Source organism: Bacillus sp. TSO22, assembly GCF_020223595.1.
GTDB classification, from domain to species: Bacteria; Bacillota; Bacilli; order Bacillales; family Bacillaceae; genus Bacillus; species Bacillus inaquosorum.
Genome location: NZ_JAHAWO010000001.1, coordinates 413,956 through 439,290 on the forward strand (window position 1 = coordinate 413,956; position 25,335 = coordinate 439,290).

Genomic DNA, 25,335 nt, shown 5'->3' on the forward strand with positions numbered 1-25,335 from the left:
CGGTCTGTGCCTTCTCGTTATTTCAACAAATTCAATGATTCGCGGTTAAATGCTTCCAAATCATCAGGTGTTCTGCTTGTGACAATGTTGTGGCTGACGACTACTTCTGCATCTTTGTAGTTTGCGCCGGCATTGATTAAATCTTTGCGGATGCTGCGGTAGCCTGTGATATCTTTGCCTTTCAGAAGATCCGTATCAATCAATACTTGCGGGCCGTGGCAAATAGCGAAAACAGGTTTTTCATTTTCGACAAAGGCTTTAGCAAATTCACCCGGACGGTCATCTGCACGAAGCAAATCCGGAGAGAATCCCCCAGGAATTAAAAGTGCATCAAATTCACTAGCATCCACATCAGAGATTGCTTTGTCGATCTTTACTTTCTCGCCATGCTTCCCGGTAACTTCTTTTTCTGCTTCTAAATCGATAGCTACGACACTGTAGCCAGCTTCCTCGTATGCTTTTACCGGACTTGTATATTCGATATCTTCGAATTGGTCTGTAACGAGAACTGCAATTTTTTTGCTCATATAAAAACCCTCCTATAACCTCTCTATGCCTATAGGATAACAGGTAGATTGACCGGCCTTCAAAACATTTGCTTAAGGAGATCGTTTTTCCGTGAGGTCCATTAAATAAAAACGGGTCAGCCCATGGAAGGACTAACCCATTTTTTAGACTTATAATGTGGAAATATCAATCACAAATCGATATCTGACATCGCTTCGGAGGATACGTTCGTATGCTTCGTCCACTTGGTCAGCGCGGATCACTTCGATTTTAGGTGCGATGCCATGCTCAGCGGCGAAATCCAGCATCTCTTGAGTTTCTGAAATTCCGCCGACAAGAGAACCTGCTAGGCTGCGGCGGCCCATGATTAAGGAAAACACACTGTATGTGTCCTGCTCGGCAGGTGCACCGACATTTACAAGTGTTCCGTCTATACGAAGCATTGATAAATAGGCATCTACATCAAGATTCGCGGATACTGTATTTAAGATTACGTCAAACCGCCCGGCTAATGCAGTGAATGTAGCTGGGTCACTTGTTGCAAAGTAATGATCTGCCCCAAGTTCCAGAGCTTCCTCTTTCTTATTCATGGAACGGCTCAGGACGGTTACCTCTGCACCCATTGCATGTGCAAATTGAATTGCCAAATGTCCAAGACCGCCCACGCCTACGATGGCAACCTTTTTACCAGGCCCAACATTCCAGTGTTTCAGCGGGGAATAAGTTGTGATGCCTGCACACAATAGCGGACTGGCAACATCCATTTCCAAACTGTCTGGAATTCTAACAACAAATCTGTCAGTGACAACGATTTTTTGGCTGTACCCGCCATACGTCGGATTTCCATCGTAGTCTAGTGAGTTGTAAGTTTGAACAACACCCTTTGTGCAGAACTGTTCCTCACCGCTGAGACAGTATTCGCATTCTCCGCAGGAGTCAACAAAACAGCCGACACCGACGCGGTCCCCGACAGCAAACTTCGTCACTTCTGTCCCAACAGCTGCGACAACCCCGGCAATTTCATGTCCGGGCACCATTGGGAAGATGCCACCGCCCCATTCATCAAATGCACTATGGATGTCGGAATGGCAAATACCGCTAAATTGAATATCGATTAAGACGTCATGCGGCCGTAATTCTCTTCGCTCAATCGTTGTTTGTTCAAATTTAGCTTTTGCATGTGATACGCGTAATACACGGGTTTGATGTTGATTACACATATGAACCTATCCTTTCTTCATCATAAGTGGTGTAAATAAAAAACATGCACTTATTTATGTTTTATGGTGTCTTCAACATAACGATAAACCTTAAAGTCCGCTTTAAGGCAAGGGGTTTTTTGAAAAAACTTCATCTTAATTGCTGAACGCAAAACGAGAACAATTTTATAAGGTATGATACAGCTCATCATGAACAGGCTCTAACCAATCCGTTTCCCCCGGCGTAATGGCTAAGTGCACAAACCATCTGTCTTTCGTCGCCCCGTGCCAATGTTTTACACGGGGCGGAATATTGATGACATCTCCAGTTTTGAGTAATTGAGCTGATTTTCCTTCTTCTTGATACCAGCCTTCACCGCCTGTCACTAACAAAACTTGCCCAACTTTATGAGAATGCCAGTGATTGCGGGCTCCCGGAGCAAAAGTGACATTCCCGATTGAGGCATTGAGGGGCGTCTCATCGGTAAATATCATTTGTAAATATGCATCCCCGATAAAGTTCGCTTCAATTTTTTCACCTAACGGAAAGATTGTGCTGTTGCTTAATTGATCAAATGTCATCAGTTGACCTTCTTTCTTTTCATTTTTAAAGATTTCTTTTGCGATATGAAATGCTGACCAAGCTTTGGGCCATCCGGCATAGAACGAGAGGTGAGTGATGATTTCTGCAATTTCCTCTTTTGTTAATCCGTTTTCCTTCGCTTTTTGAAGGTGCGGAGTTAATTGTTCGATGTTTCCTCCAGCAATTAACGCAGAAACTGTAATCATGCTGCGATCGCGCGGAGACAATTCTTCCTCTCTTGCCCAAATGGCACCGAACAGGACATCATCGTTAAGTTCAGCAAACTTTGGCGCAAATTCTCCTAGTATATCTCGTCCAGCAGTTTGTTTTTTTGCCATACAATAATCCCTCCGTCTAAACTGTTTTTATTGCATGGAGAAGTATAGAGCTTAAAGTGTGCTTTAAGGCAAGTCCTGGTTTTTAAAAAAAGTTCAGCAGCTAAAACTTGTTTGATGCTTGACTTAAAGTTAACTTTAAGTGTTACCTTCAAAACATACAGGACAGTGAGGTGAAGAGTATGAATATTGCGCAGGTAGCCAAGCAGTTTGGCCTGACAGCGGCGACACTCAGATATTACGAACGTGTCGGGTTGATCCCGCCGGTAAAACGAAAAGAAAGCGGCATTCGCGATTATGATGAAGAAGATATCAAATGGATTGAATTCATTAAATGCATGCGAAATGCGGGCCTATCAATAGAAGCGTTAATTGAATATACAACGTTATTTACTGAAGGAGACCGTACGGTAGAAGCCCGCAAAAATATCCTGGCTGATGAAAGACAGCGGCTGATAGAGAAGCGGAAAGAAATTGATGAAACAATTAAAAGATTAGATACAAAAATTGAAGATTATGATGGGAAATTGCGTGAAAATGAGGCTCGGCTCAAAAGCAGGCCAAAAACGGAAAGTCTTCAGGATAAGTGACCCAAGATAGCATTCTTTGCGTCCGAGGGGGCAGGATAAAAATAAAAATTTACCCCGCAAGAAATCATACCAAAAGAGGTGGTTACGATTCCTTATTCCATTGGAGAATTTGCAAACATCATCGGTGTGACAACAAGTACCCTCAGGTATTATGAAAAGGAAGGGCTCCTGACTCCTCATCGAAATGAGAATAATATACGGGAATTTACGGATCATGATATCGGATGGGTGCGGTTTTTGCTCCATTTGAAAGATTCAGGAATGTCGATGACAGAGCTAAAACAATATACAACATGGCGAGCAATGGGTGATGAAACGATTCATGATAGGATCCATTTACTTGAAAAGCGTAAGCACTTTGTAGAATTAGAAATTCAAGCTTTACAGCAAAACCTGCATGTATTAAACCGTAAGATTGAATTCTACAAGGACCAGATAAAGGGGGGATCAATATGAGTTTGTCCTTTATCCAAATGAAGAGGGAAAGCCATAAAAACAAATGGTTTAAGGCTGAAGGTGATTTTTAAAAATAAAAAATCTCTTCAGCCTTTATTGTTTAGGAATGAGGAGGAAAGCAGCTTTTATATTTGACGTTAAGTCGAAAACTTACTTTAGCTATCAAAAAAATAGTTAGTATGGTTTTTAAAAATTATAAATCCCCGTTGCTCATTTAGTCAGATTTTCCCCTCAGCCGTTTAATATCTTCTTTAGGCGGAAAACCAAACATGCGGGAATATTCACGGCTGAATTGTGATGGGCTTTCATAGCCGACCCGGAATGCAGCATCTGCGGCATCTGTTGACTTCGTTAATAACAGGCGTCTGGCTTCCTGAAGTCTCAGCTGTTTTTGGAACTGAATCGGGCTCATAGCCGTCACAGCTTTAAAGTGCCTGTGCAGGGAGGAAACACTCATATTCGCTATATCTGCAAGTTCCTCAGTTCGAAGGGGCCGGTCAAATTCCCTCATGATGTGTTCGATGACATCTTTGATTCGATAGGTATAGCTCTCCTCAATCGCAATTTGCTCCAGAGTTCGTCCGTGCGGCCCTTGCAGAACCCTATAGAGAATTTCCTTTGTAAATATAGGGGCAAGTACCGGGATGTCTTTCGGGGTGTCCAGCAAAGAGGCTAACCTGAGAACTGCATCCAGCAAAGCCGGCTCTATTTTACTGACAAACATAGCCCTCTCCGTGTGTTTTTTCGGCCCTGCTTGAAAGTCAGAATCACTTAAAACCTCTAAGACTTGGCTGGGAGTAAATTCTAGCTTAAGGGCCAAATAAGGCTCATCACATGAGGCTTTTATCACTTGCCCGGCAACCGGCAAGTTAACAGATGCGACAAGGTAATCAGCAGGACTGTACCTCATGCGCTCCTTTGCAAGTAATACTTCTTTTTCACCTTGAACAATCACACAAAATGATGGCTTGTAAACGCTATAAACCGGTTCGGAAGCATGAGATTCACTGATGAAAAATAAAGACGGAACAGCAGTCTTGTGAACACCGTCCCGGCATGAATAACGTTCAATGAGTTTGGCAAGCTCTTCCTGTTGTTGGGCTATTCGTACAGACATACGTCGCTCTCCTTCACTTGATATTTATCATTATAATGCTTGTTTGCAAGTGGTGTCATTGGCTGTGAGAGGATTAGGCAATCATTTGATACAAATGGGATAACGGCTGCTTTTGCATTCATTGCATAATGAGAAGCAGATAAAAGGAAAGAGGGGACTCAAGAAATGGATTATGTAAAACTTGGACATTCCGGTTTAGATGTCTCCAGGCTTTGTCTGGGGTGTATGAGCTTTGGTGTAGCAGAAAAGTGGGTTCATCAATGGGTACTAGATGAAGAAAAGAGCCGCCCCATCATCAAAAAAGCGCTTGAGCTTGGCATCAATTTTTTTGATACGGCGAATGTGTATTCAATGGGAGCAAGTGAAGAAATACTTGGCAGAGCGTTAAAGGATTATGCCAATCGAGATGAAATCGTGCTTGCAACGAAGGTTCATCAGCGAATGCATGAGGGCCCAAATGGTGCCGGCCTCTCACGAAAGGCGATCATGAGTGAAATTGATAAAAGTCTTAAGAGACTGGGAACAGACTATGTAGACCTTTACATCATCCACCGCTGGGATTACCATACACCCATTGAAGAAACGATGGAAGCATTGCATGATGTGGTGAAGGCCGGGAAGGCAAGGTATATTGGCGCTTCTGCGATGTATGCGTGGCAGTTCCAGAAGGCGTTACATGTTGCAGAGAAGAATGGATGGACCAAATTTGTGTCGATGCAGAATCACTTAAACCTGATATACCGAGAAGAGGAGAGGGAAATGCTGCCGCTTTGCAAAGAAGAAAAAATGGGAGTGACTCCGTACAGCCCGCTCGCATCTGGAAGATTGACACGTGAATGGTCTGAAACAACGCATCGCTCCGAAACCGATCAAATCCAGAAATCCAAATACGATGCGACTGCTGATGCTGACTGGCTGGTCGTGGAGCGGCTTGCGGCAATCGCAGAAAAACACGGAGTTTCCCGAACCCATATCGCGATTGCTTGGCTGCTGCAGAAGGAACCAGTAACAGCTCCTATTATTGGTGCTACGAAAATGTCACACCTCGAAGATGCTGTCAGAGCTCTATCTGTTAAGTTAACATCTGAAGAAATCGCACTTTTGGAAGAACCATATGTACCCCATCCGATAGTCGGCCACCATTAAATGCCGTTACTATGGGGATAAGGAGCATGGGAGCATGATTGAAAAACAGTATACAATTATTGCAAGTACAGGGTTTGCCCGTGCAGCAACCTTGCTGGTTCGTGCAGCCTGCAAGTTTCATTCTCACGTATTTCTTCTACATCATAAGAAATGCGTTAATCTGAAAAATCCGCCCAAGGCCCTTATTGATGTGATGTCATTAGGCATTACACCTGGAACTCACATTCAAATCAGAGCTGAAGGGATTGACGAGGAACAGGCCTTGCAAGCGATTGAAGATCAGATGAGAAAAAGCGGGTTCATGAACAGCTCATGAATCGGGCGGAGAAGGAGAAGCGGAAGAAATCCAAAGGAAAAAGAATTATTATGATTCCTCATAGTCGCCCTCACTTCTATTCAGCTTTTTCTTAACATACAGAAGCTGAGGCACAGTTATGGTCAATCAAGACTGTTCCTCAGCAAATCAATCATTGTCCGTTAAAGGGTTGGCAATTGAATCGCCGTATCAATATTTTGTAAATTCAGCTTGACTTGTTCGTCTGTATTCCAAGGATGGTACCAGCCCTTTTCCATCATATAGCTTGAGATTTGTTCGTGCATATCGAGGGCTTCCTCTAAATGACGGATAAGGATCTCTTTCACTTCAGGCGTTCCCGCTTCCGTTGCGGCCATCGCATAATTTCTGACTCCGTTTTTTGCTGCAATCAATAAGTCCATGGCGATGATTTGGTCTGTTAGAACATTCATACCGGTCAGATATTCAATGATAGGATTCATTATTCACTCATCTCCTCATTCTTGCTTTGCATTAGATAAAATAGAGGCAAATTCCTGCAGCTGCCGTGTGGTGATGTCAACGTCTTGCTGCATGATTGCTTTAAGCTTCGGATCAGACACCAGCGCCTTCATTGTTTTGGATTTCGTTAAACAAAGTGTCTTAAATGCAGTCATTTCTTGGACTTCTAGCACTTCATGTAAGGCGTATTCCATTCCCGTCACCTCCGTTTTCTTAAGGTTTTAACACAACTTTTATACAATCATCCATTTTGGTATCAAAAATGTCATAGCCATGCTTGGCCTCACTGAGCGGCAGCACATGACTTACAACGTCTCCCGGATCAATTTTACCTGTCGACACTAATTCAAACATGTATGGCATATAGTGGATCACTGGGGCTTGTCCAGAGCGTATATTGACGTTTCGCTGCATAATATCACCTAATGGAAAACCGTTATATCTGCCGCCATACACACCTGTAATTTGTATCGTTCCTCCTTTGCGAACGGCCTGGGAAGCAATGACCAATGCACTCATCGTTCCGCCATGAAGCTTTAATCCGCTGGCAAGGAACTCGAGGTCGCTCATTTTCCCATCCATCCCAACAGCGTCAATAACTACATCCGCTCCGCCTTTGGTGATTTCCTTCAAGTAACTCCCTGTATTCTCATGGTCTTCAAAATTAACGATTTCTACTTTGTTTGTTCGTTTGGCATGCAGTAAGCGATAGTTTACATAGTCAACTGCTATGACGCGTTTTGCGCCCTTTAGCCAACAAAACTTTTGAGCAAACAGGCCGACTGGTCCGCAGCCGAGAACAATAACTGTATCGCCGTCTTTAACCCCGGCATTGTCAACACTCCAAAAGCCGGTGGTCATGGCATCCGCAATCACGCTTAATTTTTCATCGGGTTCCTCACAGGTTTCAGGAATTTTAAAATGGGTAAAATTCGCAAACGGCACTCTTAAATACTCAGCCTGCCCGCCTGGATAACCGCCGGTATGCCCTGAATAGCCGAAATAGGCGCCCATTTCTCCATTGTCATTAGATTGATCACATTGGCTTTCCAGTTGGTTTTTACAAAAAAAGCATTCACCGCAGGCGATAGTAAAAGGAATAATGACGCGGTCACCTTTTTTCACCTGTGTAACCCCTGGTCCAACTTCTTCCACGATTCCCATCGGTTCATGGCCGATGACATAGTCTTCTTGCAGATTAGGAATCAATCCATGGATTAAATGTAAATCTGATCCGCAAATGGCTGTACTTGTGACTTTTATAATCATGTCATCGGACTTTTCAATCTTTGGATCTGGCACATCTTTGACAACAACATTTTTAATGCCTTGATACGTTACTGCCTTCATGCTGTAAAACCTCCAGTGTTAGTGTTCATCAGGTGTCCGGTCAAACATCTCTTTTCGATTTGTGTCCTCAGGAAAGAGGTTCATGTTGCCGACCATGATCGTGTTTTTTGCAGAGAGCTGATCCAGCTTATACTGTTCGCTTAGTTCATATGGATGGAACCATTTTTTGCTTATCATCAGTTCCGTAATTTCTTGGTGCATTGCGATTCCTTGCATCAGCTGCTTCCGCAACAAAGCTCTTACATCTGGTGATGCGGTTTCAGTCAAGGCAACAGCAGTATTCCTCACGCCTTCTTTTGCTCGAATAAGAAAATCCATCGCAAATGTGGTATCTGCAAGTTCAGGCACATTTAGCGAATTAATTGGGTCTAAGTGATCATGATTCAAAGGGGCTTACCTTCCTTTCAATTGATGATTGGCGTTGGACGGCTTTGAGGGACGGGGGCTTGAAATGGCGCACGCTCATAAACCGCTTGTAAATCAGTAAGGTCTTGAATGGATTGCTGCACATCTTTTTGCATCAAGTCCTTAAGGTCTTGGTCAAACACAAGTCCCTGCATTAATTTCGATTTCGCTACACAAAGTGTTTTAAAGTTAACGATTTCATGTAAGTCTACAGCCTCGTGAGCAGCTAATGTTTGATGATCCATCTTTAATTACCCTCCTTTAATCAACGTTACATTTCCCGAAAATAAGATGAAGCATACAGAAAGAACTTTTCTCCGATAAAAATGGCATATTCGGAATGGTCACAAGTCGCTTTATTCTCATCAAACACACAAAGCGCTTTTACGCAGTGACGTTTATTCTCGTTTCTAATTAAACAGCTTCTGTTGCACAGTTAATGAAATGATCACAAAAAAGTGATTTACTGCCTTGTCTCATATAAAATGGATAGGTCATATTTGCAAATTTTGAAAATGCACGATGTCACGAGTTTTTTGTCGAAAACATAGGAATAATTCCACTTTTGAAAGATCTAGTTTATGGTACATTGATAAATATATGGCAGAGAGAGGGGGCGCGGTTTTTCCTTAACTGGATGTAAGAAAGTCAAACGCACGACATTAAAGGGGGAGGATATAAGGTGAAGAAATTAAAAACGCTAAGTACACTAACGGTGATGATTGCATCATTGCTCATTTTTTCTAGCCATGCACTTGCCGCTCAGTATTATACGGTCTCAACAAGCAGCGGTGCGCCTGTAAATATGCGCAGCGGCCCAGGTACAAGTTGGGGGATCGTAACGACTATTCCGAGCGGAACCCGCATCCCGATCTATTGCTACAAAACCGGTACAACTGTAACTGGAAAGTATGGAACGAGTAATATTTGGAATTACACAGAGCGGACGCTTGCCAGCGGGGAGATCATTCCTGGATTTGTCTCTGATACATATATGTATACAGGCTCAGACGGTCCGGTTGTTCCTAAATGCAGCTGGTAGCATATGTTCTATCATTCTTAAAATGAAGGAATTGAAGAAAGAGGGATGACATTGACTAAACTGAAAATGCTGAGTATGTTAACCGTTATGATTGCATCATTATTCATTTTTTCCAGTCAAGCACTTGCCGTTCAGTACTTTACTGTTTCAACAAGCAGCGGTGCGCCTGTAAATATGCGCAGCGGTCCAGGTACAAACTATCCTATTATGCTTTCCATTCCTAGCGGCTCGCGTGTTCCTTACTATTGTTACGCTTATGGAACGACTGTTACTGGGAAGTATGGAACGAGTAATATTTGGGACCAAATCCAGTGGAAAGATTCCCGGGGGATCGTGAATATTGGATATGTTTCTGACACATATGTGTACACAGGTTCAGACGGCCCTGTCGGTTACAAATGCAATTAACTTCGGATCAAAAGTAATATTGAGATAACCGGCCCTCTCTTAGGTGGCCTACTTAAAGAAACCATACCAAGTATTATCGGTATGGTTTTTTATGTTTATATATTTGGATTTGCCAGAACAGCTGAGACGTTTAATAAGCAGATCAAGGAGAGGCTTGAGCATAAAAAACATGTTATCGGTACTCTGAAAACTTGAATTAACTTGTATATACAAGTTAGAATATAGCAGTATGAATAGTGAAAAGGTTAAGGAGATTACATCATGAAAACTGAAAAACAAAAAATGTTAGATGGCGAACTTTACAACGCAGACGACCCTGAATTAAGAAGGGAAAGAATGAATGCTAGAAGATTAACTAGAATTTTTAATGATTCACTTGAAACGGATAGCAAGAAAAGAACCCGTTTATTAAAAGAATTGTTTGGTTCTACTGGGGAACATGTTTACGTAGAGCCGACATTTCGTTGTGATTATGGCTACAACATACACGTTGGAGAAAATTTCTTTGCTAATTTTGATTGTGTGTTTCTTGACGTTCATGAGATTCGAATAGGGGATAACTGTTTTATTGCACCAGGAGTTCATATTTATACTGCGACTCACCCGCTCCATGCACATACAAGAATATCGGGAGCGGAATACGGAATTCCAGTCATAATCGGTCATAATGTCTGGATTGGCGGGAGAGCTGTTATTAACCCAGGGGTAAAAATCGGCAATAATGTTGTAATCGCTTCGGGTGCAGTTGTCACAAAGGATATACCAGATAACGTCGTGGCGGGTGGAAATCCTGCGAAGATACTTAAGCGGATTGTAGAATAGCTGGATAGGGTATATCCTCAAAAAACTCATCATGTTTTAATGACAAAAAAACGTATAGAAGGTAAAAAATAATTACGAAGAAATTATGATTTAACTGGCAAGCAGATTCGTTAAATAATCAATATAAGATTCTCTCATTTACTTCATTACGTTTTTCTTTTAAACTATCAATACCTTCATTTTTTGACAGAGGTGAATAAACATGTTCTGGGCTCCATTATTTGAAAATGATGTACCAGTAGCACTTCTCCGCCCTTAGTGGAGTAAGGTGACTACTTCTCTCCGTTAGGGGCATTTATTGACCTAAATGAAAAACGGAGGGTGCAAAAATGAAAAACACTTTGTTAGGTTCTATATATTTGGCTTTAGCCGCCAGCATTTGGGGTGGTATGTACGTTGTCGTAAAGGTTGTCGTATCGGTTATACCCCCATTAGAGCTGGTATGGATGCGATATGCTGTAGCAATTCTCGCATTGCTCATTATCGGTTTGGTAAAAAGGCTATCCTGGCGAATTCACAGACGTGACCTTTTATTAATCATAGGCATTGGGATCATTGGTAATACAATTTCAATCGTTACACAGGAAGTTGGCACTAACCTATCTTCGGCACAAATGGGAGCCATTATTACTTCTTCCACACCTGCATTTATGGTGATCTTTGCTAGGCTTTTGCTAAAAGAACGGTTGAATGTAAAAAAGGGAATATCTGTGGCTTTGGCGACTATCGGCGTTTTAATGATTGTAGGGAACGGTCACATTGACATGACGAATCAAATGGGCGGAATTTCGCTGCTAATTGCTGCTTTAACATGGGCGCTGATGTCTGTTCTTTTAAAACGTGTTCCAAATCATTATTCTCCCATTGTGGTGACAACTTACTCAATCTTGGTTGCCATGATTATTTTGACTCCTTTTGTATGGATGAACGTAAATGAAGTTCATTTCTCGCAGCTGGCTCATCCGACAATATGGGGCGGGCTATTATACTTGGGGATTGTTTCAACAGCTTGTGCATTTATACTTTGGAATCGCGGATTACAAATGCTGAATGCATCAAGTGGAGGTTTATTTTTCTTTTTTCAGCCTCTCGTTGGAACATTGCTCGGATGGCTTTTGTTAGGAGAACGTATAGGCGGAACCTTCTGGGCAGGTTCAACTTTGATTCTAGTTGGTGTGCTATTAGTTATCCGGGAAAAAAAGTAGATGAATAAAAAAGAAACCTGCGGATTCACAAAGTCCAAAGGTTTCTTTTTTATTTTAAGATCATATAACAAAAATAGCTAAAGAGTAAAAAACGCTCCTGTGAAATTCTCCGATAATCTGAGTTAGTTGTACATGGTCCTATGTTTATTTTCTAACATATCGTGTAACCTCTCAGCGAATTCTTTATGATGAATTGTGTTATAACCTGCATGGTTTCCGGGAAATTCAACAATTTCTGTTTCCAAATGTTCCGCTAAGGCGTTTGCGCAACGATAAGGAAAAAAATCCCGTGAAGCACTTCCGCCAGCTGGGAGTACCTTCATCGGAGCAGATGTAAACACCATCTTTAATGCTTCGATATCTAATGTATAGTTGAGAATTCCCTGAATTTCATATTCAGTGAAATACGTTGAATTACCGAGAAGCCGCTCTGCCAGCACATCCTTTGATTGTTCGTTTGTTTCTAAACTTGACAATAATGTAATGACCTCATTTCGGTGATTTTTCTTAAGGTCTTCCATGAATTGGTTGGCTTGTTTCAGCTCATTTCCATTTAAAAACTGCAATAAGACTGGTTCGTGAGGGATCATGACACTTACCTGTTCGGGATGGCGTATGCACAGATCAAGCCCGATAACAGCGCCGGAGCTGCTTCCAAATACGTATGCCGGCTTGTTGGTGAGTTTGGCTAGAAGACGGTGGGCGTCATCACTGTGTGTTTCCACACGGTAATCCTCAGTCTGATTGGCGAGATTGCTGCGGGAATGGCCTCGGCGATCGTAAGTAACGACCGTGTACCAGTTAGCCAGATGGTCTGCAACATGATGGAACTTGTCGGCATCACCGCCTCCGCCATGAATCAAAAGAATGATTGGACCTGTGCCACGCAACTTATAGTGGATGTTCGCTCCAGGTACTTGCAATGTTCCATTGTTTACTATATTCATTTGTAAATCCTTCCTTTCTTCTCATCTCCCTTAACTCTACACAATTGGCCAATGATATCATATGCAGGAAATAACTAAGAAACAAACTCGCCATATCAAAAGCACTGATTACATTTCATCAGTGCTTCCGTTTTGTTTATTTAGAGTAGACAATTTTTTTTATTGTTTCAGTAGAGAGGTGATATTCATCAGATAATTGATTAATTGTTTTGCCGTTTTTAAATGCTTGTTTAATAGAAGTGTTTCTGTCATCGATTAGCTTTCTTGTTCCTGAACACGCACCCCATTTTTGATGAGAGGTTTCAGGCTTAGGGATATATATTGTTTTTCCTTGAACGTACTTTTGAATTTCCGATATCAGCTTTTCAGGTAAAATAGCGGTTGCTTTTACATATGCCATATCTGCCAGCTCCTTATTTTTTTATAGCCAAATAAGGTGCAAAGCCACTATATCAGAAAAGCTTACTTGGGCGATCTTTTAGAAAGTCTACCCCATGCAAAGTATCGCCTTTCCAATCATAGGCTTTGCATGGGACGTTGCGGAATCTAGCATTCTTATCTTACTTGCCATTTTCATCACCTCCCAACTATTCGATGATCATTTCCATTATAAAATAGATTAAAGCCTTATTGCATTTTGTTAAATAAAGTTGTAGCAAAAGGGCTTTTCCTAGAGAGAGGGGCTAAGGCTGATTGGCAATAAAAAAAGAGTAAGATTCAAGCCGAAAGCTTTTTATTATTACTTTAGATTCAAAATATTGACAAAACGATGTATTTTCAACAATAGAGCAGCTCCTTGATGTATACTGTGTCTGTATTTACAATATTTAGAAGGAGGTAATCGAATGAAAATCAGTTTGAAGAAAAATGCGGGTTTCTGGAAGAAAGCAGCGATTTCATCACTTGTTTTCATCATGTTTTTTACCCTGATGATGAGTGAAACGGTTTTTGCGGCGGGACTGAATAAGGATCAAAAACGCCGGGCAGAACAGCTGACCAGTATCTTTGAAAACGGCACGACGGAGATCCAATACGGATATGTCGAGCCATTGAATGATGGAAGAGGCTATACATGCGGACGGGCAGGCTTTACAACAGCTACCGGGGATGCATTGGAAGTAGTGGAAGTATACACAAAGGCGGTACCGAATAACAAACTGAAAAAGTACCTGCCTGAATTGCGTCGTCTGGCCAAGGAAGAAAGCGATGACATCAGCAATCTCAAGGGATTCGCTTCCGCCTGGGAGTCGCTTGGAAATGATAAGGACTTCCGCGCTGCTCAAGACGCAGTAAATGACAGCTTGTATTATCAGCCTGCCATGAAACGATCCGATCATGCCGGACTGAAAACGGCACTGGCAAGAGCTGTGATGTACGATACAGTTATTCAGCATGGCGATGGTGATGACCCCGACTCCTTTTATGCCTTGATCAAACGCACGAACAAAAAAGCGGGCGGTTCACCTAAAGACGGGATTGATGAGAAGAAATGGTTAAATAAATTCCTGGATGTGCGATATGACGACCTGATGAATCCGGCAGATCCTGACACCCGTGATGAGTGGAGAGAATCGGTTGCCCGTGTGGACGTGCTTCGCTCAATCGCCAAGGAGAACAACTATAATTTAAACGGACCGATTCATGTTCGCTCAAACGAATACGGTAATTTCGTAATCAAATAAGCATTGAGTGAATAAAGCGGCAGCGTTTCTTGTCGATGTTTAGTCAGAATTCTTCGCATGATTTGGAAAAGACAAGAGACAAACAAGCTCTTGTCTTTCCTATATATGATTGTTCAGCATAAAGATTTTAGAAAAATGTCAGTTATTGATCATGAAAGAATCACCAGGCATAAGCCTCAGGTGTCTCTCCTCCAGGTCCGGGAAAGATATCATTCAACATGTGGAGAATGTCCTCATCCAGACTGATTTCAACGGCTTTTATCGTATCACGCAGCTGCTCAACCGTTCTTGGTCCGATGATCGGCGCAGTTAAAACTGGATTTGCTAGCACCCATGCCAAAGCCACGTTTGCTTCTTTTTCTCCTAGTTCTTTGCATAAAGTTGAAAATTTCTCGAGTTGTGAGCGATGTTTTTCGATTAAATCTGCTCTTTTTGCTGTACGGGTTCCGGCATTGCTTTTCAGTGCCTTCCCGCCAAGAAGTCCTCCTGCAAGGGGACTCCACGCCACTACCCCTAAACCAAGATCCTGTGCAGCCGGCAGCACTTCCATCTCAGCTGTACGTTCTAATAAACTATACTTGTGCTGTTCGGTGACGAGTCCCATGAATCGCCGTTTTTCAGCTTCAGCTTGCGCTTTAACCAAATGCCAGCCTGCAAAGTTACTGGATCCAATATAGTCTACTTTGCCGGAGCGAACCTGAGCCTCAAAAGCTTCCCATACCTCATCCCACGGCGTCCGCCTATCGATATGATGCATTTGGTATAATTCTATATGATCTGTCTGAAGCCGCTTCAGCGATCCTTCCAGATGGCGTCTGATTTTGTATAGAGACAACCCCCTCCTATCATTTGGTCCGTCATTCGGATCAGAAATCGGTTCATATACTTTTGTCGCCAGAACGACTTTCTCGCGGCGCTGTCCTCCTTGTGCAAACCATTTTCCAATGATGCTCTCTGTCAAACCTGCATTTTCGCCCCAGCCGTAAATATTGGCAGTATCAAAAAACTGAATGCCGTTATCGAGCGCTTCATCCATGATACGGAACGCCGTCTTTTCATCTGTATCAACTCCAAAATTCATCGTGCCTAAACATAAACGGCTCACCCGCAATCCTGTTCTTCCTAAAAAGGTATATTCCATAACAAATCTCTCCTCATCATTTTTTTTTGCAACAGCTGCAATTCAATTGATTCAACAATTGTTTCATTCTCTGTTACGATTACAAAGACGATACAAACGTAAAGCAGACGCAAAAATAATAGGAGGTTTTTTCAAATGAATATTGAGGATCTATGGGATCAATTTCACCAGCCGTTAAAAACATTTATTTCGCATAGGGTTAACGATCAATCTATGGTTGACGACATATTGCAAATCGTATTTATGAAAATACAAGTTCATCTCCCAAATCTGATTGATGAACAAAAGATTCATAGCTGGATCTATCAGATTACTAGAAATACAATTATTGATTTTTACCGCACCAAAAAATCAAGCGAAATACTGCCTGATCCTCTGCATTTTGATGACAATGCAGAGGAAGAAAATTTCACTAAAGAAGCAGCGGGTTGTATTCGCTCGACCATCAAAAGGTTGCCGGAAAAGTATCGAGAGGCGCTCGAACTGACTGAATTTCAAGGGTTATCACAAAAGGAGTTAAGTGAAAAGCTCGGCATTTCTTACTCGGGCGCAAAATCAAGGGTACAACGCGGACGGGGAAAATTAAAACAACTGCTTGAAGGATGCTGTCATATTGAAGCCGATCGATATGGAAATATCGTAGACTTTCGTATTGTAAAGGAAACTGACTAACAAAGTCAGTTTTTTAATGAAATTGGCCATCCGCTGCCAGATACGATTCAGTAATATGAGGAGCATTTTCCCTTTGAATTTTCCAAGGGATATATGTATAATATAAATCGTAATGTTTTCGATTTAATGAAAAAGGAGTGTTGGAATGAAGATTTTATTTACAAAGAGGTTAGGTATATTAACTATTGGTTCATTACTCGTATTGGCAGGATGTCAGACTTCCGGTTCATCAAAAGGTGAGTCTAATAAAACAACGTCATCTTCGGCTGTTGCAGAAGACTCTTCCAAAACGCAAGAGCAAGCATCTGAAAGTCACACACACGAAAGTGCTCACGCTCATGATCATGAGCACGATCATAGTCATGCACATGATGAAGAAACAGAAAAAATTTATGAAGGCTATTTTAAAAACAGCCAAGTAAAGGATCGTTCACTTTCTAATTGGGAAGGAGACTGGCAATCTGTATATCCATACCTGCAAGATGGTACTCTTGACGAAGTATTTTCATATAAATCAGAACATGAAGGTGACAAGACAGCTGAAGAATATAAAGAGTACTATAAAAAAGGGTATAAAACAGATGTTGACCGTATCTTAATTCAAAAAGATGCTGTAACGTTCTTCAAAAATGGAAAAGAATATTCTGGTAAGTATACCTATGACGGGTACGAAATTTTAACATATGATGGGGGCAATAGAGGGGTAAGATACATATTCAAACTAGCTAAAGAAGCTGAAGGACTCCCTCAGTATATTCAGTTTAGTGATCATAGTATCTATCCGACTAAAGCTAGTCATTACCATCTGTATTGGGGTGATGACCGTGAAGCTTTACTTGATGAAGTCAAACACTGGCCTACCTACTACCCGTCAAAAATGGATGGACACGATATTGCCCATGATATGATGGCGCATTAAATGATGATTACCATGAAATATGGTGTTCTTTTATAATAAAGTTGTTCTGTAATTTATAGAATGCGGAAACACGCCTAGTCCTTTATGAATGCTTAGATGCCCCTGTGTTAGCTGCTGGCTCCTCGTCAGCAGCTTTTTGCTTCTGTAGTTTTCTTCCGTTTCTTTCTCTCAGCTTGTAGGTGACTTCTATTTCATTGACGCCTAGAAAAAATAAACAAAACATTAATAAAACAACGCTATTTCATTAATAAATGTAAGATACGATCAATAATAACTTGACGGTTGGGGAAAAGCTTTTTGAGATAAGAGTAAGGGAGAGTATGATGAAAAAATGAAATTACTAAGGATGAAGAAGCATTTAGTAGTGGCTTTATGTTCTCTGGTATTATTTCAGAGTTCTGTGAGTGAATGTTATGCGAGCACAACAACAAAAGCCAAAACTGTAACACTGCCGCCGCCCCCTCCTTCAGGATATTTCGTAGATCATTACAAAAATAACAGCTCTGCTAATACTACAGTGAATTCCAATCCCACGATCGGGGTACTTTCCGAATTTAATAAGCTTTGGACTCCCGGAAGTACTTGGGATAGTGATGCCAAACTGAACAGCAGCGTGTTGGATGCCAACATTCAAAAAGTTGTTGACATTGCTGAACGCCGTACGATTAGTGAGGAAAATGCCGCATATTTTGATGATCGCAGGAATCAGAGCTACAGTGTGATTGACGGTCTTGGTCCGCTTACTGATGTATATCGGTTAAATGCGGGCGCGACGACAACGATCAACAGTATCCCGGCAGATGCCACAATAAAAAAATATATTGACGAAGGAACCAATTCTGGCAGCACGAGTTCCAGTCTCGGCAGCATCGTGAGTTTGGTCAATACGTTACGCGGCCCCTATTCTTCAACGAACCCGGCTAAGGGATACTTCCTTTATCCCCGCCCGTTTCGCTGGGAAAGCAACTCTATTCTTGTTCCAACCCTTGTTCCCGCTATCAATCCTGATCCAAGCAAAGACGGGGGTTTTCCGAGTGGACATACGAATGCTGCATACCTCAGCGCTTTTGCTATGGCTTATGCCGTACCGGAGCGTTATCAGGAGCTCCTTACCCGGGCTTCGGAGCTCGGCAATAACCGCATTGTTGCCGGTATGCATTCCCCGCTTGATGTAATGGGAGGACGTGTCATGGCAACTGGCTTGGCGGCTGCAATTTTATCTGATCCAGCCAATAAAAGTTTGAAAAAGGCTGCTTATGATGAAGCCCACAGTAAGTTGTTAACGCAAACTGGTACAGCAGAAGATCGATTCAGCGATTATGACATGAATAAAAAACAATATATTCAACGATTGACATACGGATTTGGGCAAATCAATTCACCTGCTAAACCAATGATGGTTCCTAAGGGAGCTGAAGTCCTGCTGGAAACTCGTTTTCCTTACCTTGACAACACGCAGCGCCGTTGGATTTTAGCCACTACCGGTCTTCCTTCCGGCTATCCTGTTCTTGATGATCCTGAAGGGTGGGGACGGCTTGATCTCTATTCCGCCGCCGATGGATATGGCGCTTTTGCGAGAGACGTTACCGTGAGTATGGATTCTTCAAAAGGCGGTTTCCATGCATTGGATCGCTGGCGCAACGATATCTCCGGCACCGGAAAGCTGACTAAAAAGGGGACAGGCACATTAAAGCTGGAGGGGAATAATACATATTCCGGCGGTACACGGATTGATCAGGGAACACTTGAGGGTGACTCGAAGACAGCCTTTGGGAGAGGTGATGTTTCAAACAACGGAGGCACCCTGAAGGAAGAGGTATCAGGAAAACTGGTCATCGGAGGAGACTACAAACAATCTGCCAAAGGTATACTTGAGCTGAATCTCAGCGGAAAAAATGATCTGTTACACATTAAGGGCAAGGCAAAAATGAAAGGGACATTACGTCTCAACTTTTCGGACAATTATGCACCAGCTGACGGATCCACGATCATCACCTATGATAAGCGTCAAGGATCATTTTCTTCAATCGAGACCGTAGGATTGCCAAGCAAGTACAAAGTGAAGATCATCTATAAGTCCAACAGTATCCAATTAAAAGTCAAAGTAAATTAGGTTTGCGTCCCAAGCATCTGCTAGCTTAAAAAGCAGTTTATCATTGGGTGTGTTGCCGGGGAGTTCACTCTATAAAGAATATGTTTTCAAGCTGGTGCTAATTGCCGCCAGCTTGTTTTATGTTTAGCTGTTGGGTCGGTTGAGTGAGAATACAAGAAATATTATTAACCCTAGAGTTTTTTGCCTTACAAGGCTCTGTCATTGACAAGGTGTTTTTATTTGTTTAGACATGATTCGCAACGCAATTGTTTGGATCACTATTGTATAGGTTCTTATCCTGACAGGAATAGCGTCTTTTTACGTTTTGTTTACAAGTTGATCAAACTTTAGATACAACTGCCCGCTATATTGAATACAGTTAGGTCTCATCCAAATATAGGCAATGGAACAAGGGGAACATTGATCTTTTTAAGGAGGAATACAAGTTGTCAATCAGTATTAAACTGCCTAACGTATCTGTCAGAGAATACGAAAAGGAAGCAAACATCAAGGATGTCGAGGCTTCCATTAGCAGCGGGCTGGAAAATGAGGTTGCAGGTAAATTAAATCGAAAGCTGGTAGATTTATCAACTCCACTTCAGGACGGTGCATATGTTGAAATCGTTACCCGTGATTCAGCCGAAGGGCAGAAGATCGTTAAGAGGAATTCACGGGGGGCAGGTCGTCTTATTGCACTTGACGCAGCGCGGGGGCTGGCGGTTCTAGGAATGTATTTGCAGCACTTCGCCTTGAATGAGACGAATGCTTCCATCGTCTCCGGGAACACGACGTTGCTATTTGTGCTCTGCGGCGGCATCTCTTACTCAATTATGACTGGGCGCATGATGGATCGAGGAACGGAGCCGACTGCATTCCGGGCACGGATGCTCGCTCGCGCGGTGTTCGTCGATATCATTGGATATCTTCTCATCATGCTGAATACTCCGTACGGGGTGATCTTGCCCGCTTATGCGGCATTGTTCGTGCTGGCGTTAGTGCTGGTTCGCCGTTCGACTCGTGTACTGATTGCGACATCAGCAGCTCTAATGGTAGTGAGCCCGCCACTGATGATTCTCGGAGGGAGTGTCCTGCCAAAAGCATACTTACTTAGTGATATTGCAGGCGGCCCGCTGTCCGCGCTTGCACTTGCTCCCGCTTTCGTCGCCGGTATGGCGATCGGACGCTTCGACCTTACTAAGATCCGCACTGCACTTTCGCTTGCGGGCAGCGGTGCAATCATGCTCGCCGTCTCTAAATTGCTGGGTATTTTCGTTCTGCCGGGGCTGAGCCGTTCCTTCGAAGAATGGCTCGTAGGCGTTCAAGGCACCGCCAGCGCCCAGTCGGACCAGTATGCAATCTGGCCGCACAACGTGGAACCACCGCTGTGGCATAATCTTCTTTCGATAGCCCCGCACAGTGCGTCAACATTCCAGACACTGCTGGGGATGGGTGCTGCATTCATGGTGCTCGGATTGGTATGTCTCGTGCCGAAGAAGACCTCTGGCGTGTTAATGCCATTCGCAGCAGTTGGTCGCGTGGCGTTAACGATGTATGCAGCTCAGTTTGTCTTCATATGGGGTCTCGAAATAGCTGGGGTCACGTATGATCTCGGAGCGATTCCATTTGGTGATCTGCTCGTTGCAACAGTTGCGCTGGTGATGGGGTGGTTGATCGCACGATTCCCTACTGGTCCGCTTGAAACGTCGATGCGACGCTTCGACCGGATATTCAGTGCTTTGCGACCAGTCACGGAACCGGCATCGAAGTAGGCAGTGTCTTCAACATCTCGTAAGTATTGCCTGAAGGAAAATATCTGAGCTGAATATGGACAGTTTTCCGGCCTTTAGGCTTCAATCTCATAAGCAGAACTCCGAGATATAACAGAGCAGAGTGAGAAGTTTTCGAAATTGAATTTTTCCAAGGTTCTCCATATGTTAAACCCGATTTTGTTCGTCACAGTGTTTTATGGAAACGTGCAGTCTGGAGAAATTGTATGGGATCCTGGAAACCTTGGAAGGGCTTCATGGCTTGGTTAAATTTAATAGAATCCTCATTCATGGACGAAATCTATTAAAAGTACGAAGAGATTATGAGGAGCCTAATCCACCTTGCTATTTTCTCCTAATGAGGCATGAAAAACATTTTGTCGTTTAAACATAAAATAATAAACGGTTAGAGGGTGTAGAAAAAGAACCAATGGTTTAAAGCCAACGGTTCTTTTTCTATGTCATATTTAAAGCAGGAAAAATGGTTGAAATGCGGCATGTGTAGCCGTGAGTTGAAGGAATGTAACAGATCGCAGTCATCATTTGATGCAGTTAACGGTGCAACCGTTCTATTGATATCAGCACTCCATGCTTTGAACAACAAAAGACATGCCGTACTTGTTAAAGCAAATATCATGAAAAAACGATGTAACCGGGAATGCTATATCTACACGCGATTTTCTTATTGTAGCATCGTCCCTCTTCCTATCGAACGAAAGCGCGGGTGTTCTGCAAGTATGGAGCTTCTCATTTCTTTTACTGCTGGATGGTCTGATGCAAAGAACTGAGGTTTGGACTCGTAAAGCTCAACTAATTTTCCGTTATCCAGTACACCTAGTGTGTCACTCAATTGATAAGCGGCTTTCAAATCATGCGTAATAAAAAAATACGATAACCCAAACTCGTCTTTGAGCTCTTTTAACAAATCGAGTATAAGCGTTTGGGTAACCATGTCCAGACTGCTGACTGATTCATCTAATACGATCAGTTTCGGTTTGAGCGAGATTGCTCTGGCGATATTGATCCGCTGCAATTGACCGCCGCTGAATTGGTGCGGATATTTTGTTAAATCACTTTCGCTTAGGCCTACCCTTTCCAACAACTCGATAATAGTTCGTCTCTGTTCAGCCGTAGTGAGGGTTTCATAGTTTTCTAATGGTTCTGCAATAATCCGTTCCGCCGTCATTCGCGGGTTGACGGACGAGTATGAATCTTGAAAGACAGCTTGAAGGTCACGACGGATTTTTCGCCGGATCGATTTATCTGCGCTATACATATCATGGCCTTGAAAAAGGATTTGACCTGATTGTGGCCGTTCTAAACCAAGCAACACTTTTCCCAATGTACTTTTACCGGCTCCACTTGCCCCAATCAAGCCTAAGCATGTACCTTTCTCAATCGAAAAGCTGACATCGGATAGGACTTGTTTAGATTGAAATTTCCATTTGAACAATGAACGCTCCGCATAACGATGAGAGACTTCTTTCACTTGTAATAAACTCACTTGTTCACCTCATTAAAATGCCGCTCTTTTGTCAAATTGACCCAATGGCACGTTCATCAATTGGCAATGTCAAACGTGCACTTAATAGCTTTTTTGTATATTCATGCTTTGGTGCATCAAACAGCTGAAACACATCTGCTTTTTCTGCGATTCTCCCTTTCTGCATCACAGCGACTTCATCCGCCATTTCAGCAATGACGCCCAGATCATGAGATATAAGCAAAATCGCCGTTCCACATTCAGAGCGCATGGCGTCTAAATGTTTCAACACGGTCTTCTGATTATTTACGTCTAATGCAGTTGTGGGTTCATCCGCAATGAGAATGCTTGGATGTAAGCATACAGCGGTTGCAATCATCACCCGTTGAAGCATTCCGCCGCTTAATTGAAAAGGGTAAGATTTTAAAAGTTTAACAGGATTGGATAAGCTCACATTATGCAATGCTTCTATTGCAAGCTCCTTTGCCTGCTTTTTGTTAAAAGACGTATGAGAGCGAATCGTTTCAATCATTTGATGACCAATCGTAAAAGCGGGTGTAAAAGCGTTCATCGGATTTTGCATAATATAGGCAATATCTTTGCCGCGTATCTTGCGCATTTCTTTATCTGCCAATCCGTTTAATTCTCGGCCTAGTATTGAAATGCTTCCTTCCACCTTGGTTGTTTTCTGATGAAGCATCTGAAGAATGGACATACCTGTTACTGTTTTTCCGCATCCGCTCTCACCAATCAGGCCAAGGACTTGACCGCGCTTCAGTTCGAAATTGACGTGTTGCACTAGAGTTGAAACTCCTTTGTGCGTTTTGGCCTGTACATGCAAATCTCTAACTTGCAGCACCGGTGATTGTTCTGTTCCCAACTTCCTCATTCCTTTTATCATCGACGTTTGATTCCGTATTTTTCTGATAAGCTCTCGCCCAATAAATTGAACGTTACAACCACAATCATGATCATCATCCCTGGATAAATCATCAACTCAGGGTTCGTCCGGATATACGATTTACCTTCATGAATCATCGCTCCCCATTCCGCAGTCGGTGGCTGAACGCCTAATCCAAGAAACGACATAGCGGATATGTCCATAATGGCCCAGCCCATTTCCAATGTACCCATGACAACGAGGGGAGGGAGCACATTAGGTATGATATGTTTTTTCAGAATCTTCCATTGTGATGATCCATTGATTTTTGCGGCTTTAATAAAGTTTTCCTCTTTCAGACTAAGCACCATTCCTCTAAAGATTCTCGCATAGTAGACCCATTGCACAAGCATGAGGGCAAGAATGACTTGAGGAAGTCCAGGTCCGAATATGCCTACTAGACCAAGAACTAAAATTAAGTTCGGAAAGGCCATCACACCATCACAACATCTCATTAACAAATGATCAATCCATCCGCCTTTATATCCCGAAATCGTACCGACGATGAGACCGATCACAAGTGAGGAAATAAAAATGAGCACTGCAAATCCCAAAGAAATTCGTGTTCCGTACAAAAGGCGGGATAAGTTGCATCTTCCTAAATGATCAGTTCCTAAAGGGAACTCCATGGATGGAGGGTGCAGCTTATATGCCAAATGAACAGCAACAGGGTTATTCGGCGCAATCCAAGGGGCAAATACAGCGATGAGAAATAGGATTGATAATATGATGATACATGCCGTTATCACTTTTTGACTTTTATATATCATGCGTATGCTTGTGATCATCGATACTGCCCTTCTTTCCTGGAAATGCGCGGATCAATATACATTTGAATGAGATCAACGATTAAGCTGCTCAATATATAAAATGTGGCGGCTATGAACACATAACATTGAATGACAGGGATGTCACGATTGAAAATGGCCTCAATAAAATAACGGCCAAAGCCAGGCCAAGAAAAAACCACTTCAACAATAATTGTTCCGGTGAGAAGTTTGCCAAGATTCATTCCTAGGCCTGTAATCATCGGAGAAATGGCCATTTTCAATACATGCTTAGCCATAATGCTTTTATTCTTCAGTCCTCTGATTTTTGCGTATTGTACATACGGTTCTTGCAGGTTTTCTATAACACTGGCGCGCAAAAGCCTTGTATACATTGCAATTAAAGGAAGCGCCAGCGTCATTGACGGCAGTACGAGGTGCTGCCATGTTCCAATTCCTTCTACTGGAAAAAGATCTAATTGAACAGAAAAGAAAAAAACCAACATATACCCTAACCAAAAAGTTGGAATGGATGCCCCGAAAAAGGAAATGAAGCGACTGATATGATCAATTGCGCGATTTCTTTTGATTCCCGCAAAGAAGCCGAGAGGCACACTGACAAGCACCGCGATCAATAAACTCCCAAGAGCAAGTTCGATCGTTGCTGGCATTCGGAGTGTAACCTCGTCCCAAACCGGCTTATTCGAAACATAAGAAATGCCGAAATCCAATTGGCATATCTTCAAAATAGAGTTTACATATTGAATAAAGAATGGTTGATCTAAGCCAAACTCATGTCTTTTTTGCTCTAGAATGTCATCGGTTGGCTGGATATGCGCTGCGGCTACATATGCTTCAGCCGGGTCAACCGGTGAGAGTTGAATCATTCCTGTTGTCAGAAGCGTAGCTAAAAGAAACACTGGTATGATGGACATGATTCGTTTTAATATATAGATGCCCATAAA

The 25,335-nt window shown here is 42.5% G+C and carries 29 protein-coding genes and 1 pseudogene; 13 read left to right on the forward strand and 17 right to left on the reverse strand.

Annotated elements, in window-relative coordinates:
- Positions 1-17: 17 nt before the first annotated feature.
- The 4 genes and pseudogenes from yraA to KHQ79_RS02155 all read right to left on the reverse strand — a co-directional run.
- Positions 18-527, reverse strand: a complete 510-nt coding sequence (yraA, locus tag KHQ79_RS02140) for a cysteine protease YraA (protein WP_003237304.1) — start codon at positions 525-527, stop codon at positions 18-20.
- Between the two features lie 150 nt (positions 528-677).
- Positions 678-1,727, reverse strand: a complete 1,050-nt coding sequence (locus KHQ79_RS02145) for an NAD(P)-dependent alcohol dehydrogenase (protein ID WP_225514125.1) — start codon at positions 1,725-1,727, stop codon at positions 678-680.
- A 165-nt stretch (positions 1,728-1,892) separates the two neighbouring features.
- Positions 1,893-2,288 (reverse strand): cupin domain-containing protein, encoded by a 396-nt coding sequence (locus KHQ79_RS02150; protein ID WP_225514261.1) that lies wholly within the window; start codon positions 2,286-2,288, stop codon positions 1,893-1,895.
- 45 nt (positions 2,289-2,333) lie between these two features.
- A pseudogene (locus tag KHQ79_RS02155) lies at positions 2,334-2,627 on the reverse strand (carboxymuconolactone decarboxylase family protein); the annotation flags it as partial.
- Between the two features lie 179 nt (positions 2,628-2,806).
- On the opposite strand from KHQ79_RS02155, the gene adhR reads away from it, so the two are divergent.
- A complete protein-coding gene (adhR, locus tag KHQ79_RS02160) occupies positions 2,807-3,214 on the forward strand; it encodes an aldehyde stress transcriptional regulator AdhR (RefSeq protein ID WP_225514126.1) in 408 nt (135 codons plus the stop codon).
- Positions 3,215-3,340: 126 nt separating this feature from the next.
- Positions 3,341-3,670 (forward strand): MerR family transcriptional regulator, encoded by a 330-nt coding sequence (locus tag KHQ79_RS02165; RefSeq protein WP_309247418.1) that lies wholly within the window; start codon positions 3,341-3,343, stop codon positions 3,668-3,670.
- Between the two features lie 214 nt (positions 3,671-3,884).
- On the opposite strand, the gene KHQ79_RS02170 is transcribed toward KHQ79_RS02165, so the two are convergent.
- A complete protein-coding gene (locus KHQ79_RS02170; RefSeq protein ID WP_225514128.1) occupies positions 3,885-4,787 on the reverse strand; it encodes an AraC family transcriptional regulator in 903 nt (300 codons plus the stop codon).
- Positions 4,788-4,952: 165 nt separating this feature from the next.
- On the opposite strand from KHQ79_RS02170, the gene KHQ79_RS02175 reads away from it, so the two are divergent.
- Both KHQ79_RS02175 and KHQ79_RS02180 read left to right on the forward strand, forming a co-directional pair.
- Positions 4,953-5,933 carry an aldo/keto reductase gene (locus KHQ79_RS02175; protein ID WP_225514129.1) on the forward strand — a complete coding sequence of 327 codons (981 nt, stop codon included), beginning with the start codon at positions 4,953-4,955 and terminating at the stop codon, positions 5,931-5,933.
- Between the two features lie 34 nt (positions 5,934-5,967).
- Positions 5,968-6,249: an HPr family phosphocarrier protein gene (locus KHQ79_RS02180; RefSeq protein ID WP_225514130.1), complete on the forward strand. Its 282-nt coding sequence runs from the start codon at positions 5,968-5,970 to the stop codon at positions 6,247-6,249.
- A gap of 161 nt (positions 6,250-6,410) precedes the next feature.
- On the opposite strand, the gene KHQ79_RS02185 is transcribed toward KHQ79_RS02180, so the two are convergent.
- Genes KHQ79_RS02185 through KHQ79_RS02205 form a run of 5 tightly spaced genes read right to left on the reverse strand, consistent with a single transcriptional unit; the run spans position 6,411 to position 8,729 of the window.
- Complete coding sequence (locus KHQ79_RS02185) at positions 6,411-6,710, reverse strand: spore coat protein (RefSeq protein ID WP_003237286.1); 300 nt, start codon at positions 6,708-6,710, stop codon at positions 6,411-6,413.
- Between the two features lie 15 nt (positions 6,711-6,725).
- Positions 6,726-6,923 carry a hypothetical protein gene (locus KHQ79_RS02190; RefSeq protein ID WP_225514131.1) on the reverse strand — a complete coding sequence of 66 codons (198 nt, stop codon included), beginning with the start codon at positions 6,921-6,923 and terminating at the stop codon, positions 6,726-6,728.
- Between the two features lie 19 nt (positions 6,924-6,942).
- On the reverse strand, positions 6,943-8,079 hold the full coding sequence (locus tag KHQ79_RS02195; RefSeq protein WP_019259000.1) for a zinc-dependent alcohol dehydrogenase: 1,137 nt from the start codon (positions 8,077-8,079) through the stop codon (positions 6,943-6,945).
- An 18-nt stretch (positions 8,080-8,097) separates the two neighbouring features.
- Positions 8,098-8,466, reverse strand: a complete 369-nt coding sequence (locus tag KHQ79_RS02200) for a spore coat protein (RefSeq protein WP_225514132.1) — start codon at positions 8,464-8,466, stop codon at positions 8,098-8,100.
- A 17-nt stretch (positions 8,467-8,483) separates the two neighbouring features.
- Complete coding sequence (locus KHQ79_RS02205) at positions 8,484-8,729, reverse strand: hypothetical protein (protein ID WP_003237277.1); 246 nt, start codon at positions 8,727-8,729, stop codon at positions 8,484-8,486.
- A 437-nt stretch (positions 8,730-9,166) separates the two neighbouring features.
- On the opposite strand from KHQ79_RS02205, the gene KHQ79_RS02210 reads away from it, so the two are divergent.
- The 4 genes from KHQ79_RS02210 (at position 9,167) to KHQ79_RS02225 (ending at position 11,961) form a co-directional block, all read left to right on the forward strand.
- A complete protein-coding gene (locus KHQ79_RS02210; RefSeq protein WP_225514133.1) occupies positions 9,167-9,526 on the forward strand; it encodes an SH3 domain-containing protein in 360 nt (119 codons plus the stop codon).
- A gap of 51 nt (positions 9,527-9,577) precedes the next feature.
- Complete coding sequence (locus KHQ79_RS02215) at positions 9,578-9,934, forward strand: SH3 domain-containing protein (RefSeq protein ID WP_014664754.1); 357 nt, start codon at positions 9,578-9,580, stop codon at positions 9,932-9,934.
- 261 nt (positions 9,935-10,195) lie between these two features.
- Positions 10,196-10,756 (forward strand): sugar O-acetyltransferase, encoded by a 561-nt coding sequence (locus KHQ79_RS02220; protein WP_225514134.1) that lies wholly within the window; start codon positions 10,196-10,198, stop codon positions 10,754-10,756.
- Between the two features lie 329 nt (positions 10,757-11,085).
- Positions 11,086-11,961 carry a DMT family transporter gene (locus tag KHQ79_RS02225; RefSeq protein WP_148982053.1) on the forward strand — a complete coding sequence of 292 codons (876 nt, stop codon included), beginning with the start codon at positions 11,086-11,088 and terminating at the stop codon, positions 11,959-11,961.
- A gap of 122 nt (positions 11,962-12,083) precedes the next feature.
- On the opposite strand, the gene KHQ79_RS02230 is transcribed toward KHQ79_RS02225, so the two are convergent.
- Together KHQ79_RS02230 and KHQ79_RS02235 are read right to left on the reverse strand one after the other, a co-directional pair.
- Positions 12,084-12,908 (reverse strand): alpha/beta hydrolase, encoded by an 825-nt coding sequence (locus KHQ79_RS02230; protein WP_060399105.1) that lies wholly within the window; start codon positions 12,906-12,908, stop codon positions 12,084-12,086.
- A 136-nt stretch (positions 12,909-13,044) separates the two neighbouring features.
- A complete protein-coding gene (locus tag KHQ79_RS02235) occupies positions 13,045-13,308 on the reverse strand; it encodes a CD3324 family protein (protein ID WP_003237267.1) in 264 nt (87 codons plus the stop codon).
- 445 nt (positions 13,309-13,753) lie between these two features.
- On the opposite strand from KHQ79_RS02235, the gene csn reads away from it, so the two are divergent.
- Positions 13,754-14,590 (forward strand): chitosanase, encoded by an 837-nt coding sequence (csn, locus tag KHQ79_RS02240; protein ID WP_003237265.1) that lies wholly within the window; start codon positions 13,754-13,756, stop codon positions 14,588-14,590.
- 160 nt (positions 14,591-14,750) lie between these two features.
- Here the strand turns inward: csn and KHQ79_RS02245 are convergent, their stop codons facing one another.
- On the reverse strand, positions 14,751-15,731 hold the full coding sequence (locus KHQ79_RS02245; protein ID WP_003237263.1) for an aldo/keto reductase: 981 nt from the start codon (positions 15,729-15,731) through the stop codon (positions 14,751-14,753).
- Between the two features lie 135 nt (positions 15,732-15,866).
- Between KHQ79_RS02245 and sigZ the strand changes: the two genes are divergently transcribed.
- From sigZ to KHQ79_RS02265, 4 genes are all read left to right on the forward strand, one after another.
- A complete protein-coding gene (sigZ, locus tag KHQ79_RS02250) occupies positions 15,867-16,403 on the forward strand; it encodes an RNA polymerase sigma factor SigZ (protein WP_003237261.1) in 537 nt (178 codons plus the stop codon).
- Positions 16,404-16,548: 145 nt separating this feature from the next.
- Positions 16,549-17,322, forward strand: coding sequence for a metal-binding protein ZinT (locus KHQ79_RS02255; RefSeq protein ID WP_225514135.1), 774 nt, complete (start codon positions 16,549-16,551; stop codon positions 17,320-17,322).
- A gap of 331 nt (positions 17,323-17,653) precedes the next feature.
- Positions 17,654-19,435, forward strand: a complete 1,782-nt coding sequence (locus KHQ79_RS02260; protein WP_225514136.1) for an acid phosphatase — start codon at positions 17,654-17,656, stop codon at positions 19,433-19,435.
- Between the two features lie 425 nt (positions 19,436-19,860).
- Entirely contained in the window at positions 19,861-21,183 is a 1,323-nt protein-coding gene (locus KHQ79_RS02265; protein ID WP_225514137.1) for a DUF418 domain-containing protein, read from the forward strand.
- A 679-nt stretch (positions 21,184-21,862) separates the two neighbouring features.
- Here KHQ79_RS02265 and nikE read toward each other — a convergent pair.
- The 4 genes from nikE to nikB are packed head-to-tail and all read right to left on the reverse strand — an operon-like array spanning position 21,863 to position 25,332.
- A complete protein-coding gene (gene nikE / locus KHQ79_RS02270; RefSeq protein WP_133486759.1) occupies positions 21,863-22,684 on the reverse strand; it encodes a nickel import ATP-binding protein NikE in 822 nt (273 codons plus the stop codon).
- A 31-nt stretch (positions 22,685-22,715) separates the two neighbouring features.
- Positions 22,716-23,543 (reverse strand): nickel import ATP-binding protein NikD, encoded by an 828-nt coding sequence (gene nikD / locus KHQ79_RS02275; protein ID WP_225514138.1) that lies wholly within the window; start codon positions 23,541-23,543, stop codon positions 22,716-22,718.
- Between the two features lie 17 nt (positions 23,544-23,560).
- Positions 23,561-24,391 carry a nickel ABC transporter permease subunit NikC gene (gene nikC / locus KHQ79_RS02280; RefSeq protein ID WP_225514139.1) on the reverse strand — a complete coding sequence of 277 codons (831 nt, stop codon included), beginning with the start codon at positions 24,389-24,391 and terminating at the stop codon, positions 23,561-23,563.
- Entirely contained in the window at positions 24,388-25,332 is a 945-nt protein-coding gene (nikB, locus tag KHQ79_RS02285) for a nickel ABC transporter permease subunit NikB (RefSeq protein WP_225514140.1), read from the reverse strand. The genes nikC and nikB overlap by 4 nt, the downstream gene beginning before the upstream one ends.
- Positions 25,333-25,335: the final 3 nt, after the last annotated feature.

Bases quoted from the DNA above. Each gene is read 5' to 3' on its own strand.
- yraA (WP_003237304.1), bottom strand. From the start codon at position 527: ATGAGCAAAAAAATTGCAGTTCTCGTTACAGACCAATTCGAAGATATC.
- KHQ79_RS02145 (WP_225514125.1), bottom strand. From the start codon at position 1,727: ATGTGTAATCAACATCAAACCCGTGTATTACGCGTATCACATGCAAAA.
- KHQ79_RS02150 (WP_225514261.1), bottom strand. From the start codon at position 2,288: ATGACATTTGATCAATTAAGCAACAGCACAATCTTTCCGTTAGGTGAA.
- adhR (WP_225514126.1), top strand. From the start codon at position 2,807: ATGAATATTGCGCAGGTAGCCAAGCAGTTTGGCCTGACAGCGGCGACA.
- KHQ79_RS02170 (WP_225514128.1), bottom strand. From the start codon at position 4,787: ATGTCTGTACGAATAGCCCAACAACAGGAAGAGCTTGCCAAACTCATT.
- KHQ79_RS02175 (WP_225514129.1), top strand. From the start codon at position 4,953: ATGGATTATGTAAAACTTGGACATTCCGGTTTAGATGTCTCCAGGCTT.
- KHQ79_RS02180 (WP_225514130.1), top strand. From the start codon at position 5,968: ATGATTGAAAAACAGTATACAATTATTGCAAGTACAGGGTTTGCCCGT.
- KHQ79_RS02185 (WP_003237286.1), bottom strand. From the start codon at position 6,710: ATGAATCCTATCATTGAATATCTGACCGGTATGAATGTTCTAACAGAC.
- KHQ79_RS02190 (WP_225514131.1), bottom strand. From the start codon at position 6,923: ATGGAATACGCCTTACATGAAGTGCTAGAAGTCCAAGAAATGACTGCA.
- KHQ79_RS02195 (WP_019259000.1), bottom strand. From the start codon at position 8,079: ATGAAGGCAGTAACGTATCAAGGCATTAAAAATGTTGTTGTCAAAGAT.
- KHQ79_RS02205 (WP_003237277.1), bottom strand. From the start codon at position 8,729: ATGGATCATCAAACATTAGCTGCTCACGAGGCTGTAGACTTACATGAA.
- KHQ79_RS02220 (WP_225514134.1), top strand. From the start codon at position 10,196: ATGAAAACTGAAAAACAAAAAATGTTAGATGGCGAACTTTACAACGCA.
- KHQ79_RS02225 (WP_148982053.1), top strand. From the start codon at position 11,086: ATGAAAAACACTTTGTTAGGTTCTATATATTTGGCTTTAGCCGCCAGC.
- KHQ79_RS02230 (WP_060399105.1), bottom strand. From the start codon at position 12,908: ATGAATATAGTAAACAATGGAACATTGCAAGTACCTGGAGCGAACATC.
- KHQ79_RS02235 (WP_003237267.1), bottom strand. From the start codon at position 13,308: ATGGCATATGTAAAAGCAACCGCTATTTTACCTGAAAAGCTGATATCG.
- csn (WP_003237265.1), top strand. From the start codon at position 13,754: ATGAAAATCAGTTTGAAGAAAAATGCGGGTTTCTGGAAGAAAGCAGCG.
- KHQ79_RS02245 (WP_003237263.1), bottom strand. From the start codon at position 15,731: ATGGAATATACCTTTTTAGGAAGAACAGGATTGCGGGTGAGCCGTTTA.
- sigZ (WP_003237261.1), top strand. From the start codon at position 15,867: ATGAATATTGAGGATCTATGGGATCAATTTCACCAGCCGTTAAAAACA.
- KHQ79_RS02255 (WP_225514135.1), top strand. From the start codon at position 16,549: ATGAAGATTTTATTTACAAAGAGGTTAGGTATATTAACTATTGGTTCA.
- KHQ79_RS02260 (WP_225514136.1), top strand. From the start codon at position 17,654: ATGAAATTACTAAGGATGAAGAAGCATTTAGTAGTGGCTTTATGTTCT.
- nikC (WP_225514139.1), bottom strand. From the start codon at position 24,391: ATGATCACAAGCATACGCATGATATATAAAAGTCAAAAAGTGATAACG.
- nikB (WP_225514140.1), bottom strand. From the start codon at position 25,332: ATGGGCATCTATATATTAAAACGAATCATGTCCATCATACCAGTGTTT.